The 14,510-nt window shown below is 58.4% G+C and carries 8 protein-coding genes; 3 read left to right on the top strand and 5 right to left on the bottom strand.

Features of this window, described 5'->3' with window-relative positions:
- Positions 1 to 33 precede the first annotated feature (33 nt).
- The 4 genes from ACE10X_RS09370 to ACE10X_RS09355 form a co-directional block, all read right to left on the bottom strand.
- The gene (locus ACE10X_RS09370; RefSeq protein ID WP_016848203.1) at positions 34 to 1,866 is read right to left on the bottom strand and encodes an NEL-type E3 ubiquitin ligase domain-containing protein; all 1,833 of its coding nucleotides are present in this window, start codon (positions 1,864 to 1,866) and stop codon (positions 34 to 36) included.
- An 830-nt stretch (positions 1,867 to 2,696) separates the two neighbouring features.
- Complete coding sequence (locus ACE10X_RS09365; RefSeq protein WP_225161260.1) at positions 2,697 to 2,942, bottom strand: hypothetical protein; 246 nt, start codon at positions 2,940 to 2,942, stop codon at positions 2,697 to 2,699.
- A gap of 124 nt (positions 2,943 to 3,066) precedes the next feature.
- Positions 3,067 to 4,728: a hypothetical protein gene (locus ACE10X_RS09360; protein ID WP_018269934.1), complete on the bottom strand. Its 1,662-nt coding sequence runs from the start codon at positions 4,726 to 4,728 to the stop codon at positions 3,067 to 3,069.
- A gap of 867 nt (positions 4,729 to 5,595) precedes the next feature.
- Entirely contained in the window at positions 5,596 to 6,018 is a 423-nt protein-coding gene (locus ACE10X_RS09355; RefSeq protein ID WP_155258682.1) for a hypothetical protein, read from the bottom strand.
- Between the two features lie 1,101 nt (positions 6,019 to 7,119).
- On the opposite strand from ACE10X_RS09355, the gene ACE10X_RS09350 reads away from it, so the two are divergent.
- From ACE10X_RS09350 to ACE10X_RS09340, 3 genes are all read left to right on the top strand, one after another.
- A complete protein-coding gene (locus ACE10X_RS09350; protein ID WP_026192311.1) occupies positions 7,120 to 8,208 on the top strand; it encodes an IS5 family transposase in 1,089 nt (362 codons plus the stop codon).
- The gene (locus ACE10X_RS09345) at positions 8,208 to 8,552 is read left to right on the top strand and encodes a hypothetical protein (protein ID WP_016848197.1); all 345 of its coding nucleotides are present in this window, start codon (positions 8,208 to 8,210) and stop codon (positions 8,550 to 8,552) included. The genes ACE10X_RS09350 and ACE10X_RS09345 overlap by 1 nt, the downstream gene beginning before the upstream one ends.
- 314 nt (positions 8,553 to 8,866) lie before the next feature.
- Positions 8,867 to 10,009 (top strand): cytochrome-c peroxidase, encoded by a 1,143-nt coding sequence (locus ACE10X_RS09340; RefSeq protein WP_016848196.1) that lies wholly within the window; start codon positions 8,867 to 8,869, stop codon positions 10,007 to 10,009.
- Between the two features lie 432 nt (positions 10,010 to 10,441).
- Here ACE10X_RS09340 and ACE10X_RS09335 read toward each other — a convergent pair whose 3' ends face one another.
- The gene (locus tag ACE10X_RS09335; RefSeq protein WP_038386971.1) at positions 10,442 to 12,778 is read right to left on the bottom strand and encodes a S9 family peptidase; all 2,337 of its coding nucleotides are present in this window, start codon (positions 12,776 to 12,778) and stop codon (positions 10,442 to 10,444) included.
- Positions 12,779 to 14,510 lie beyond the last annotated feature (1,732 nt).

Here is a 14,510-nt window from a genome sequence, read left to right as displayed (position 1 = left end):
TGGCCGGATCGACGGCTCCCGCTCGAGGGCGCTTCAAAGCTCAAGTCCGAATCTCTCGAGGACCTGATGCATGACCGGGCCTTTGATCTCGAGGGCGATCTCTTTGCGAATCTGGGCGCCAAGCACTCGCTCTGCATCGGCATCGCCCGTCAGACCATTCTCGGCCAGTCGCCGATCCAAGCGGGCTTGGAATTCATCGCCCATCGCGTCGACGAGCCGCCTCTCCATTGCAACATGGTCTTCGGGTGCGATGCGCCTCAACACGCTTTCCCATGGGTGCCAGCGCGTTGCCAGGTAGTCCGGAAATTCCGCTGCCTCCTGATTGCGCACCGACGCCTCGGCTCTGACAATATCGTCCTCGGTCACGTTAGAGACATTCAAGAAGCGCATATCCGGAGCGATGTGCAGCAGCTGCAGCGGGTTGCGCAGCTGGGTCTGGTAGGCAAGGTAGACCTCGATCTCGTCGACGTCGGCGTCAGGATCGGCACGACGAAGGGAATTGACCGTCTCGCGTGCGATCCTGTCCAGCGCCTCCAGACGAAACAGGACCCGGCCCTGCTGGAGCAGCTCGGTTAACCGGCCGTCATAGACGCCGTCTTCAACGTCAGCGTTCAGCCGTGCGCTCTGCATGCCGTTCCAGGTCAAGGTAACCCGATCTTCGCAGCGCTCGCTCGCTCCCGAGGCCAGTTGGAAAAACTGTTCACGCAAACGCGGCCTGACGGCTGCTTGCCGCAGATCCTCGACGACCGCCTGCCGGAACGCTTCGTTGCCATAGTTCACGGTACCCCCGAGCCGGTCGAGGAAGCGTGCATAGTCTTGCGCACCCGGTTCTTGGGCGAAGCGCTGCCAAGTGGCCATTACCGACGGCTCGGCCTCGAGCCAGTGCGCCACAACCTCTTGCAGCGAGCGCGGCTGGACTTCCAGCGCGCCTTCGGCCGTCGATAAAAAGACCTGCGGGCCTGCATAGCCCGCTGCATGTATCGTTGCCGTCAGGCCAGCCTGCACCAAATCGGGGAGCGGATTATTCTCCAGATTAACGCTAGAATAACCGCTTAGCTGTGTCAGCAGGGTCTCGGGTACGCTGGTCAGCTGGTTGTTGCTGGCGCCGAGCCAAATTAGGTCGGGAAGCGCCGTTTCGGGCAGACTGGTCAGTTCGTTGTGGCTAGCGCTGAGCCATTGGAGCCCGCCCGGAAGAGGCTCGGGCAAGTCCGTCAGCTGATTGTGGTCGACGTTGAGGCGCTGGAGCCGGGATGGAAGGTCGGGCAGATTGGTCAAGCGGTTGCCGCTGGCGTCCAGTTCCTCAAGCGTCGCCGGAAGGCGATCAGGCAGACTGGTTAGCTGATTGTTATCGACCCTCAGCCGCAGCAACCCGGGCGGTAGCTGTGCGGGCAGGTTGGTGAGCCCGTTGCTGATGACATCGAGCTGCAGCAGGCCATTTGGAAGCTCGGGCAGGCCGGTCAGCCGATTATTGCTGGCAGAGAGCCACTGGAGACTGACCGGAAGGTTCCCAGGAAGGCTGTTCAGCTGATTGTCGTCGACATTCAGGCGACGCAGCCCGGCCAGGGTCGACGCAGGCAAGCCGGTCAGGGACAGGGACGACAAATCTAGGGCCTCATTAACATCGCCTCTGTCCTGCCAAGCCCTCGTACGACTTACCGCTTCTCGACGGTCCTCGTGTTGCCCCTGCCCGCCTTCGGCGGCCCAGGTCGACAAGACCTCGAGCTGCGAGCTGGACGCCTCGCCAGCGGACGCCAGCGCATCCGTCAGGGCTTCGCCCCACTGCGTGGCAGCCGGAGATGCCGGCTCGGAGGTTTCCGAATCGGAAGTTCCCGAAGGAGTGCCTGAGCCAAGCTGCTCTGTATTCATCGCCGTCTCTCCGTATCCAAACCAAGCGCGTCCGCAGCCGCACCTTTAAGCCGTCAGCCTCACCAGGGTTGGCGCGCTGATCGGCTGATGACAAAGCTGGCGGTCATACGGCGCAATCACCGCCCACGGCTGGCGCGCACACCTGCCGGCCTGCAGGCGAGCAACTGCAGCTCACCGCAGCACAGCCAAAGCCTCGGCGGTAAATCCCTTGATGGATACCATCCAATTCTCTTGCCAGATCTGAGAACGTCAAGCCGGACCAGCCAGTAAAGATGTTCCTGCTACGAGACGTAGCTGTCGATAAGCTGACGGGCTTCAGAGCGACGAACAATGGGCGGACGGCTGGCCATCAGCCTCTCCCGAAGCTTAGGCGTAGATAGCGGACCGACGAAAAGCAGACGAGGATCAACCGAGTTTTAAGCTTGGCAAAATGCTCGCTGTTTACGGCGCCTCGGCGGCGCGGCGCTGATAGCCGGCGAGTTGCGGCTCCTACTCCCGAGGCAACAAACCGCCCCCTGCTCATTCAGATGGCCACGTTGGGACGCTAGCTTGAAAGCCCGCGATCCCATGTAGCACCGCTCACGCTTCACTGCGAGGCGGTACGCCCCGGCGCAATCGGCAAAGGCTGGCTGATAACCTCCTAGATGGCGAGTCCCCACCTATTCTGACATCGGCGGCAAGGATCGATCTTGCCAGATCGGTTCAGACTGCCGCAGGTTTCGGCCAGCAAAAGCGGACGACTCGGCCCTTGCCGGGGCGCTTTCTCAGTCGAACAACGCGCGCCCGGCTGCATCTGACACTGATTCGATGGAAGTTTCTTAACTTCGAGATCAATGCATTAGATCCGCCCCGCGTCCGATAAACTCGAGCACCGACTGCGCCTCGTTGATTTCGCTTGAAACGCGCTTCAATATCCGAACTGCCACCTCTTCCGTCGCGATCAGCCCCGCTCTTTCGCAGGCTAATCCGAAATGATGCATCACCTGTTCGTAGGAGGGCGCAACACGATTCTGCAACAAGCTGATCGCCAATGATGAGAGCATCTGCTCGACGACATCCTTCTCAGCCTGGATCAACAACTACGTCCTTCCGATTGTTTACTCAATTCTGTGGCTGTGCACGCCTCCGACTGCATCCCAAGAGGGTCGCTGCGTGGGATTGTCGTGTTGTGACCTCGCCGCATACTACGCATGAACACCGCTAGGAAGAGGCTTCTTTGGCCGATTGCCTTGTTTGGTGGGACCACTTCTCCCCTGACCGGAGCTGAGTGGCTTCACTTTGTATCAGTTGCAGCTCCTCGATGATCTTCGCTATCGCCTCATGCCCTGCTTCGCCTTGCGGCCACCTATTGAAGCCATCCATCAGACTCTCCGATTCCGGTTTGGTAAAGTCAAAGAACCGGATACCGCGGCCTAGGACCTCATTGACGATCGCGATCGTGGCTTGGCGAGCGGCGCTCTGCAGCGGCCATCTATTGAAACCGATCACCAGGCCCCTGAGATCCTGGGCAGTGAAGTCTGAGAGTCCCGTCCTGCGGCCGGCACGGCGAAGGACCTCGTCCGCGAGCACAACGGTCACTTGACCACACGGCAGCTCCTCCGGCCAATTGCTGAAGCCGTTCACTAGGTTCGCGAGCCCCTGCTGTGAAAAATCGTAGAGCTGAGTGGCGCGGCGCAGAACCTCACGAGCGAGTGCGACGGCTGCTCGGCGAAACGCCGGCTCTTCCGGCCACTTGCTGAAGCCGTTCACCAGGTTCGCCAGGCCCTGTTGGGTAAGATCGGGGAGCTGGACAGCACGCCAAAGTACCTCACCAGCGATCGCAATTGCAGCTTTACGACAGGTCGCATCTTCAGGCCATTTGCAAAACCCGTTCACCAAGTTTGCCAGTCCTTGTTGGCTATAGTGAGGAAGTTGGTCAGCACGGTGCAGGAGCTCACTTGCGATCGCGATTGTGGCTTGACGAGAGACTGCCTCATCCGGCCATTTACTAAAGCCATTCACCAAATTTGCCAGATCCTGCTCGCCAAACTCATGAAACCGGGCGACCCGACGAAGAACTTCGCCTGCGATCGCAATCGTGACTTGACCACACGCCAGCTCTTCCGGCCACTTGCTGAAACCGTTCACCAGGATGGCCAATCCCTGCTGAGGAAACTCGCAGAGCCTGCCGGAACGATGCAGAATTTCGAGTGCAAGCGTGGCTGCTGCTTGGCGCGAAGCCGCCTCATCCGGCCACTTGCTGAATCCGTTGACCAGGCTCACCAATCCTTGCTGTGTAAAGTCGGAGAGTTGGTGATGGCGGCCTGCGCGCCGAATGACATCGCCCGCAATTGCAACCGCCGCCTGGCGAAAGTCTGCTTCTTCCGGCCATTTGCTGAAGCCGTTTATCAGCGCCGCCAGGCTCAGATTGTTCAACTCTTGAAGCGGCCTGCTTTCCTCGCGACAAAACTTCGCTATTCTGATCGCCCCTTTGCGACATTCTGCTCTGTTGGAATGCCGACCGAATGATGCGGCGAATATGGAAAGGGCTCTTATCCCGATTTTTCCAATCAGCGCATGGTCAAGCAGCGACACGCGAGAAGCTATTCTTTCGCAAACGTCCCGGCCGACCTGACCTCCGGCCTTCCGGCTCACCGCATTGCATGTCGTGGCATATCCCCACGATCTCCCGGCACGGATGCTTTCCTCGAAATTCGGCAGGAATCTAGACTGAAACTCAAGCGCAGCCTTTTGCAGAAAGACCGGATGGTCCGCCTTGCGCAGCTGCTTGTCGCGCGCAACCACCACAGTTGAGAATTCAACGATGTCGCGAGCACAATCGATCTCGCTTAGCGCCGTCGTCAGATTGGCTTGAGTAGACATGGGATCTTCCGAGCTTTCACCGCGGCGCCTTGTCCAGCCACAAGCTCAATGCGACTAGTCACCGCTTATGGCTGAATGTTTACCGCCTACGCAGTTGAAGCATCTCTTGCGAGGGCCGGCTGTTCACTCGGCGGGCCCTCACTGCACAGCGAGGAAACGTGATTAAAGCAGTTGTCAGAGACATCCTGCTGCGCGCATCACTCCATCACCTCATGACATATCACGGCTCCGGTTGTTGCAGCGCGATTGACAACGGCCAGCACAGCAGCCCCCTCCCCGCCGATGGACCCAAGGTCCTGCCCATGGCCCGCAAGCGACAATGTCGGCAATTAGGAAGCCATCCCTGTCCGATCATGCTGAACCATTCGACGCCCGTCCTGCCTGCGTTTGTCTTTGCGAGACTACAACCTGACGCAGCGTGGGGTTCAAGCTACTAAATTGGTATCGAAGCGTGGCGTTGCCCAGCCGACTATCGCAGCGGCTAGCAATGGGGCGTCCATTCAGTTCGACACGATTTCGAGTGACATTCACCCAGTGAGGTCCTGCGCTCGCTCCCGCGCTTCGTTCTATCGGGGCGCGCCCCGGATATCGCGGTAACGCTCGTTTTATCTATGGAAGAAAACATTGCCGCCATGCCCTTTCCGGGATGTTGGTGAGCGCGCGCACCTTACCCATAGACATGCTCGTTGGGAAACGCTTGTAATGGTGCGACGGCCAACGACACTGACCAGTCAAGGAAACCGCGAGAGTGCAATGACGCTGCACACGCCGCTGGGGGGCAACATCGATCGCCCCTGGAACGCAGGAATTCCTCAACCCGGACGATCGTAGCGCCGAAAACCCGCAGCAATCCGCAGCAAATTCCGGTCACGCCCCCAGCGTAAGGTGATATCGGTTGATAACAGTCTTGAATACATCGAACCGCTCGCCACATCCGCCAAGCAATGGCGACGAATCGCACAGGTACAACTCCGTCGGCATGAATGCCGACGGAGCGACTACGCAGTGCTGACGCGTACGCGTTGTACCTTCAATGCCCAAGTGAACTGCATCTGTGATGACTTCGATTGATGATAGATTAAGTGAAATCAGATGGGTACGAAACGAGATCTGGCGCTGTCGTAGATTGCTTAAGACGGAACTGCCTCGCGAGGAGAGTGCTGCCGTTGAGAAGCGTCTGCTTGAGCAGCTTTCCGCCTTTGAACGGCTCTTGACGACCGCATTTCCTCTGGTCTTGAGCCCTTCAGTGAACTCAACCAAAAGCAGTCCCATCAGTTCAAGTGAATCCACTGAAACGCTCGTTGAGAACGCCGCAACGGCATCAACCGATTCCTTCCGGATCTCGATCGGCAGTTAATGCGAGCATTTTGGAGAAACACCCCCGCTCCGATGCCTCACTCTCGATGCAGGATCGGAACGTTGTTGACGCCTCGTTTTTTCGGCCCAACGTTTCTCTCCGCCGCGGTTGGCATCACGCGGCGACATTCGACACGCAAGCCTTTGAAATTGTCCCTAAGACAAAACATGGCCGCGTCCATATCGCTACGCCCCGTAAAACGGTCACAGAATCGCATCACGTCTGGTCTGCAAGACGTCAAGATCTCTTCCAATCTTCGTTCTCGCGCGCTAGCGTATCCCGTGACCCACGTGGCTGCGATCGCAACAAGGGCGGTGGCATGGCGAGGCGCGCGGTAAGCCCAACCCGTTCGTCGCTTTTGGCTCAACAGAACTCTCTTAAGCTGCATAACCTTCAGTATTGTTCTTTGCCTCGCAAGTATTGTCTGTTTAGGAAAGTAGGTCGCCCGCATCGACACGAGCGGCCGGCGTCATTTGCGGGACTTCCGACTCATCGTTGCATCGGGTGTCAGGCCTTGCTGCCACGATCAAAACGCAACGCAGGCTGGCTGCATTTGCAGCGGACGGAGCCCAATTTAGGTATTGTGTTTAAGCTTGTGACATTCGCGACGTAGTCCCCAACATGACATTTCTGCAAAGGCGGCAGATCCTGCTTGGCACTGCCTACAACCTGACGCTACGGTCGATTCAAGCACTTTGATCGTCGAACAAGTGTCAATACGCAGCAAAACAGCACATCCATATCTTGGCGGGAGCTCGCAAGGAGAGTTCCTCGGCAATTGCACGCTTCACTGGACGCAGCGTATACGAAGCCTTATCCAACGACGGCCGATAACTGCTCGGCCACGCTGGAACGCAACGCATAGTTGATGGATTCGCAAGGTCACACGATTTCGTCGCGTCAAATGACGCGACGAATTGCGTCGATGCTCCGCGTTTTTGCTCAGCGTCCGATCTAGCAGGCTGTTGAAAAAGGTACTCGCCGCCAACCGGCGAGCGTGATTCATTGGCTCCGACGAGATTCGGAGACGGGGCGTGCGCGGTGGCGATAATCGAACGGGCGAGTTGTTCAGCTACGTCGACCTGGAGGCACGGGTACGGCGTGATCATCCGCTGCGAGCGATCCGGAGGATTGTGAACGAGGCGCTGTCAGAGCTGGAGCGCGAGTTTGCCGCGCTCTATTCGCCGATTGGGAGGCCGTCGATCCCGCCGGAGAAGCTGCTGCGGGCGATGCTGTTGCAGGCGTTTTATTCGATCCGCTCGGAGCGGCTTCTGATGGAGCGGCTGGAATACGACCTGCTGTTCCGCTGGTTCGTCGGCATCGGCGTCGATGACGCAGCCTGGGACCATTCGGTGTTCTCGAAGAACCGCGACCGGCTGCTGGAAGGCGACATCGCGGCGAAGTTCCTGGCGGCGGTGCTGGCGCAGCCCAGGGTGAAGAAGCTGCTGTCGAGTGATCACTTCTCGGTCGATGGCACGCTGATCGAGGCCTGGGCCTCGATGAAGAGTGTCAAGCCGAAGGACGGCTCCGGCGAGCCGCCGGCGCAAGGCGGCCGCAATGCTGATGCGGACTTCCACGGCCAGAAACGCTCGAATGACACCCATGCTTCGACCACCGATCCAGACGCCAGGCTGTATCGCAAGGGCAAAGGCAAGGAGACGAAGCTGTGCTTCATCGGGCACGGGCTGATGGAGAACCGCCACGGTCTGCTGGTCGATGCCTGCCTGACGCAGGCCGATGGGCATGCCGAGCGGGTGGCCGCGCTGCACATGATCGAGCCTCGTGCTGACCGGCCGACAGCGATCACGCTTGGCGCCGACAAAGCCTACGACGTGGAAGACTTCGTCAACGAACTGCGCTCGATGAACGTGACGCCGCATGTGACACAGAACACCAGCGGCCGCCGCTCTACGATTGACGGGCGAACAACCCGGCACGGCGGCTATGCGGTCAGCCAGCGCATCCGCAAGCGGATCGAGGAGGCATTCGGCTGGATCAAGACGATCGCGGGGCAAGAGAAGACCCGCTTCCGTGGCCGTGATCGGGTCGCATGGGCCTTTACCTTCGCTGCCACCGCCTACAATCTGGTGCGGCTGCCCAAGCTGATCGCGGAGACCGGCTGATGGCCAAGGTGCCCGGTCTCGCCAAGGCCTTTGCAGGCCGCTGGCGCATCGTCGAGATGGACGTCTGGGATAGCGACTTCCTCGATCTTGTCGAGGAGGCGCATCTCACCTTCCAGGGCAAGTCCGATGGCGAAATCGCCTTTGGGGCTCTCAAGGGGTTCCTGGACGTGCGCTACGGCACCCGCGACGGATCGGCGTGCGCGGAGTTCTCATGGGAAGGGCACGATGAGAACGATCCGTCCTGCGGTCGCGGATGGGCTATGGTCGGCACTGCAGACAGGCTCGTCGGCCACTTCTACATCCACAACGGCGACGATTCAGCCTTCGTTTGCGAACGCGGCTGAGTTCTTCAACAGCCTGCTAGTTGTAAGCCTACGCGTCTAAAATCGCGCAACCGACAGCTTTATGGCTTGCCTATCGGTTGAGATAGTAGGCCGAAATATACTTCGTCAGCATGGCCATCGTCGCGTGTGGAACGCCGGTTGATCCCAAAGGTTCGAGCCGACTGCTGGCATTCCTGCAATTGTTCAAGACCAAATCAACGGCCCCCCTTGACCTCCATTGGCACGGCGGTTGCTACTACGCAGCAACAGCGGATCAGACTTGGATGAGTACCCCAATGGATGTCGCTCGTCTTTGATCGCTGGGAGTCATTTCGATGATAGGCAGGCTAGCTGCGACCCGCACCCTGCTCGCGACTTCCACGAATTACGACAAAGGCAGGCTTGGGATGAGGAAATCAGCGGCACGAACGCTTTACATCGCAGCCAAGCTGTGCGTTCTGGCCGCTGGGATTCTGGCATCGTCAACGGCAGGCGCCGATGATGATTTGATGAGTGCGGCGAGGCAGATTTTCAAGCCGATCCCCTCTATTGTTCCTGCGGTCAAGAACAACCCTATTACCCACGAAAAGGTTGCACTCGGCAAGATCCTGTTCTTCGATCCGAGGCTATCGGCGAGCGGGGTCATCAGCTGCAATACATGTCACAATCTTGGGACCGGCGGAGCAGATGCCGGCCCGAGGTCGCTTGGTCATCGCTGGCAGCTAGGTTCACGTCGAGCGCCAACGGTCTATAACGCGGTCTTCAATGTGGCACAGTTCTGGGACGGACGCGCGGCTGACCTCAAGGCACAAGCCGTAGGCCCTGTCCAGGCCAGTGCGGAAATGAATGCAACGCCTGCTCGCCTTCTTAATACGTTGAATTCAATGACTGATTATATTGTCATGTTCAGCAAGGCGTTCCCGAACGACGCGACGCCCATTACCTTTGACAATTTCGCCAAGGCCATCGAGGCATTCGAGGCGACCTTGATCACGCCCGCCGCTCCCTTCGATCAATACCTCGAGGGCGATGCGTATGCTCTCAGTACTCAGCAGAAAGCAGGATTAAAGCTGTTCATAGAAAAGGGATGCTCGTCATGCCACAATGGTATCAACGTCGGCGGCCAGGACTACTTCCCGTTCGGCGTGACGGAACGGCCAACCGCAAGCCTGCTGCCGAGGGACGACAAGGGCCGTTTCGCCGTCACCAAGGTCCCCAGCGACGAGTATGTTTTTCGCTCCGCGCCGTTGCGCAATGTCGCATTGCGTCCTCCCTACTTCCATTCGGGCCAAGTTTGGAGCCTCAAGCAAGCTGTTGGCGTGATGAGTGAAATACAACTCGGCGCGAAGCTCAACGATAGAGAAACAGACGACATCGTCGCGTTTCTAAATTCACTTACCGGGCAGTTGCCTAAGATCGATTATCCGATATTACCCGCGCGCACCGACACAACGCCAAAGCCCTCTATGGAACAATAGGGCAAATAGGCTGTCGGCTTACAGAGCCAGGCTCGTCAAACTTGCCAAGGGAGGAAGGTGCGGGCACCCAAGCTTCCCGCAGCGACGTCAAAGAGCACCGTGTCGAGCCGGAGCTCACAATCAAACGAATTCGGCGCTGAGTTCTTCCGGCTTGCCTGAGCGCCCCCGGCTTCTCGACTCTCATTTGGAGCGAGGACCGGGCGCGACGTCGCGGGGTTCGCAGCCGACCGCCGCGCGCAGCGTTCGCGCCCTGATTTGCGGCGAATTGATGAGGCCGTTGTAGGCATCAGCAGCTGCGTGCGCCGATCAGGATGGAGGTACGCATGACAGCATGTGCGAGAGACCTCGTAGTAGATCGCAACGAGCGTTTCTCAATTTCGAGAACGCGATCGTGGCGCCCCACGCATCGAGGCCTGGATCCTCGATGGATGGTCAGCCATCATGGCCTGATTTGCTCTTCGGCAGTTCAATCGAGCCCGTGTTCCAGTTTGGCGCTGTTTGCTCGAGAATGTTACGGACCAAGAACTCCAGGAGTTTGAGCTGGGCATAACTGCCCGGCGTTCCGTGGTCTGCGCCTGGCACATACAGCATGTCGAAGTATTTTCCCGCCTTGATAAGCCGATCGGCAAGCTGGAACGTGGCGGAAGGATCGACGTTGCGGTCCATTTCGCCGACTATGAGAAGCAATCTACCTTGCAGTTTGGCGGCATTGTCGATGGCGGAGGATTGCGAATATTCGATGCCGACGGGCCACCCCATCCACTGTTCGTTCCACCAGATCTTGTCCAGCCGGTTGTCGTAGCAGCCACTGTTCGCGACCGCGACCTTATAGAAATCGGGATGGAAAAGTAACGCGCTCACCGCGTTTTGCCCACCGGCGGAAGCGCCAAAAATGCCGACGTTGGATATATCATACCAGGAATACTTCGCACTCGCCGCCTTGTGCCATAGGATCCGGTCCGCAAAGCCAGCGTCCTTCAGATTTTTCCAGGCAACGTCGTGGAACGCGCGCGAGCGATGGTTGGTACCCATTCCATCAATCTGAACAACGATAAAGCCGAGTTGTGTGAGCGGCTCGATTGAAGCTGAGAAGGACTTGGGAACGAAGGAACCGGTGGGGCCTGCATAGATGTGCTCCACCACCGGATATCTCTTGCGCTGATCGAAATTGGTCGGCAAGTGAATAACGCCCCATATGTCCGTCTTGCCGTCGCGTCCCTTGGCGTTGAAGCTGAGCGGCGGCTGCCAGCCAGCGGCTATGAGCTCGGAGATCTCCGCGCTCTCAACCTGCATCAGTTCGGCATTATCACTGGCGCGATACAGCACCATGCGAGGCGGAACGCCGATGCGTGACCACAGGTCGACATAGTAGCGACCGCTAGGCGAGAACTCGATGTGATGATTGGCTGGCTCGGGCGTCAGCGGCGTGAGTCCTTTTCCATCAAAGCCAATGCGATAGGCATGGACGAAATAGGGATCCTCATCAGGGTTCATTCCGCTGGCGCCAAACCAAATCTCACGCTTCACTGGATCGACACAATACACCGCACGGACCACCCAATCTCCTTTGGTGATCTGGTTCTTGAGCTCGCCTGTTCGGCCGTCGAACAAATAGAGGTGCTCGTAACCATCGCGCTCCGAGGCCCAGATGATCTCCTTTCCATCATCGACGTCATAGCGAAACGTTTTTCCACTATTCAGCTGCTTCATCACCAATGGCTGGTAATCGACAAAGGTCTTGCTTGCCTCATCAATCAACGCGCGCGCTTGGCCCGTGGCGGCATCGACCGCCACCAGGCGATAGAGCTGGTGGCCACGCTGATTGTATTCGAAGGTGAAGCCCCGCCCGTCCTTCCACCACTGGATCGCCGAAAGGCCGTAAGGATTCTGGAACGCGGCATTATCGATTGTTACCGCGCGTCGGCTGCTGACTTCAAACAGCACGGGCTGGAGCAATGCCAAGGCATCACCCGGTTTTGGATACACCAAGGTGAAATGTCTGGGTTGACGCTCGTGCGCCGGCGACGATTCGAGGTAATGGACTTCCCGTTGGTGGGCTGGACGGATCCGGTAGACGGCGAGGTGCGTTGAGGCTGGAGACCATCTTAGTGTCGAGAGAGCATAATAGTCACTCTCAGCTCCGTCCCAGGTCAACTGGATGTCCTGCAAACCGTCTTGGCTACGCAGGAAGAGATTGTAGTTTCGAATGTAGGCCAGCCATGTGCCATCAGGTGATGCGCTTGTCTTGTTTGGATCGTTGTCTGCCGGCGGCGTGTCGTCATAGGGGCTCTGCTGATTGGCGCCCGAGTGCGTTGCATTGGCGGTGCAGGTATAGCTTGCAAGCTCGCAGCTCCAACGCGTATTCTCGAGGTCGAAGCTCATCCTGCCACCCTTGTCGGTCAGCTCGAAATGGTCGAAGGGAAGATCCTCGGGCTGATAGTTCTGGTGGCTCGCTCTGTTCAGCGCGGCCGCGAGTCTAGCTTGATCAAAAGCGGGCTCCTTTACGCCTTTCTCGGCATCAACCAGGATAAACTGGTGTCTGCCATGGGTCGTCCGCCGATAGACGAACGCCTCGCGCTCGCCCAGCCAAAACGGCACGTCTGGGACATTCACAATAAGCCGGCCATATCGGTCTGCGGTCGTCAGTGCACGCTCGTAATCCGACCGCGCGAGGGGCGCATTCCCGACATCCTCCGCCGCGTTCGCCTGCGCGGCTTTGCACTCCTGCTGAGCCAACAGCGCTAGCATCAAGGCAACCAATCTGTACATTATGATTCACCTCTCCTCCTAGTGCGTGGACCCCGATGCGAGGTCACTTCGCGATTGATGCGCGGCTTTTCGGTGCGGCTGGCCTTCCTGCACTTTAAGCGACATGCCCCTTCGGCTCAGCCTTGGCGGACTCGTACCTGACGAACATTCGGTTTGGCGGCTCGCCAGCAGCCGCAAGTGCCTCCAACAATCCTCACACAGCAACATGAGAAAACGCCGCGCGCCATTTACAACGAACGCTGCGGCGCCGACATTCTCGCATTACTTCAGTGCTGCTTATGCTGAGCAGAATCTATGCCAACTGATGTATATCGCTGCGGCTTCCTCCGCGCAGACTCGCTGATTGTTCCGAAACGAGGTGGGCGTTTGAGGCCGAGTACAACACGCATCTGCGCATGGTCACCTCTGGCGAATGACGTCGAGGAATGCCATTGCGTTCGGAGCTATTTGTCCCGCCTATTGGCAAACCGCTCGAATAAGTAGCCTCTGGAACTTCGGACAATGCGGGCCGTGCCGAGTTATAGATCGACGCTGGGTCAATCTGACGACAACTCACGCGATAAGCCGTGGAGACATTCGCGGCAATCCATCGCAGATCATCCTCGACACCTTGGCCGCCGACCGCCGGCGAAATGAACGCGCTGGGAGCTTATGGCATGTGGCGATATCGTAGGATATATCGCAGGCTTTCGATGCTGTTTCTGACGAACTAACGCGCGCACTTGGAACGGCCCGAAGCAAATCTGGCGCTTGTCGGCGTCAGGCGCGAGGATTTTTCTGAACGCCTCTAAGCCCGCGTCGCTGCTCGCGAGCCAGTCCGCCAGCGAGTACAGCGAGTTCAAAATGAATGTGCCGTACGACCTAACAACGCGACGCTCGCCGCTTCCTTCGCCACAAGCGCCGGTGTAGCCGCAATTCATTAGATACCCGAGCAGCTCTGCCTCGCCAGATCGCGTGCTCCGATCTCAACGGCTATCGAGGCTAGGCGGTTGGTGTGTCGCCGATCAGACGGATCACTTCACCTCCGTTGGCACTTCGTTGACCATCGCGGCAGCCCGCCGCAATTGGTGGGCTTCCAACGATCAACCCAGAGTCGGCATCAGTACAGACGACCGTAATGGGCGTCGTCGGGTCCGTCTCCAGGACTACGATTCGCAAACTCGATACGGTGACAGCGGAGCGCTAATGCGAAGTCGGGCGATAGTCATGGCTTCTTGCGTTCTCCTATGCGCCCGCTAGGACGCGAGAGCGGTCCAGGCAGCGAGCGCAAGCGATTGTTCGCAGACGAAACCACCTGCGTGCTGGTGATGAGATCAGGAGATCATTCGTGAGTTCGCGGGTGAGCGTCGTCTGAGGGTTGCAAGGGCGATCGCGCTAGGGGTGGACGAGGGCTGGATCGTGATGCTGGTGAGCTCAGGGTAAGGCGGATTTTCGAAATGTCTCCAAGATATCACTAAACTTCCTGCTAAATGGTTCAAATGCAGCCGATGAGCACCCCTTTGTCGGCGCAGATCAGACGGACGACAAATTGTAGCGACGCCTGCAACATCGTTCTCGACGCCAGAGCCGACGGCATCATCTTCAGGTATCTATCTCATGCGTCCTGCGTGGCCGATTGGCGACGCAAACGTCCGAAACCGGACGAGACGATGAGGCCATTCCACACGCTGGGTGGGACATATAAGAGTTTCACATGAGCCAAGCGGGCCGTGCGCCATTTTTTCGAACCGGC

This window comes from Bradyrhizobium sp. Pha-3 (assembly GCF_042258325.1).
GTDB lineage: Bacteria > Pseudomonadota > Alphaproteobacteria > Rhizobiales > Xanthobacteraceae > Bradyrhizobium > Bradyrhizobium elkanii.
The sequence above is the reverse complement of the archived record's forward strand: the minus strand, read 5'-3'. Positions and strand labels throughout refer to the sequence as shown.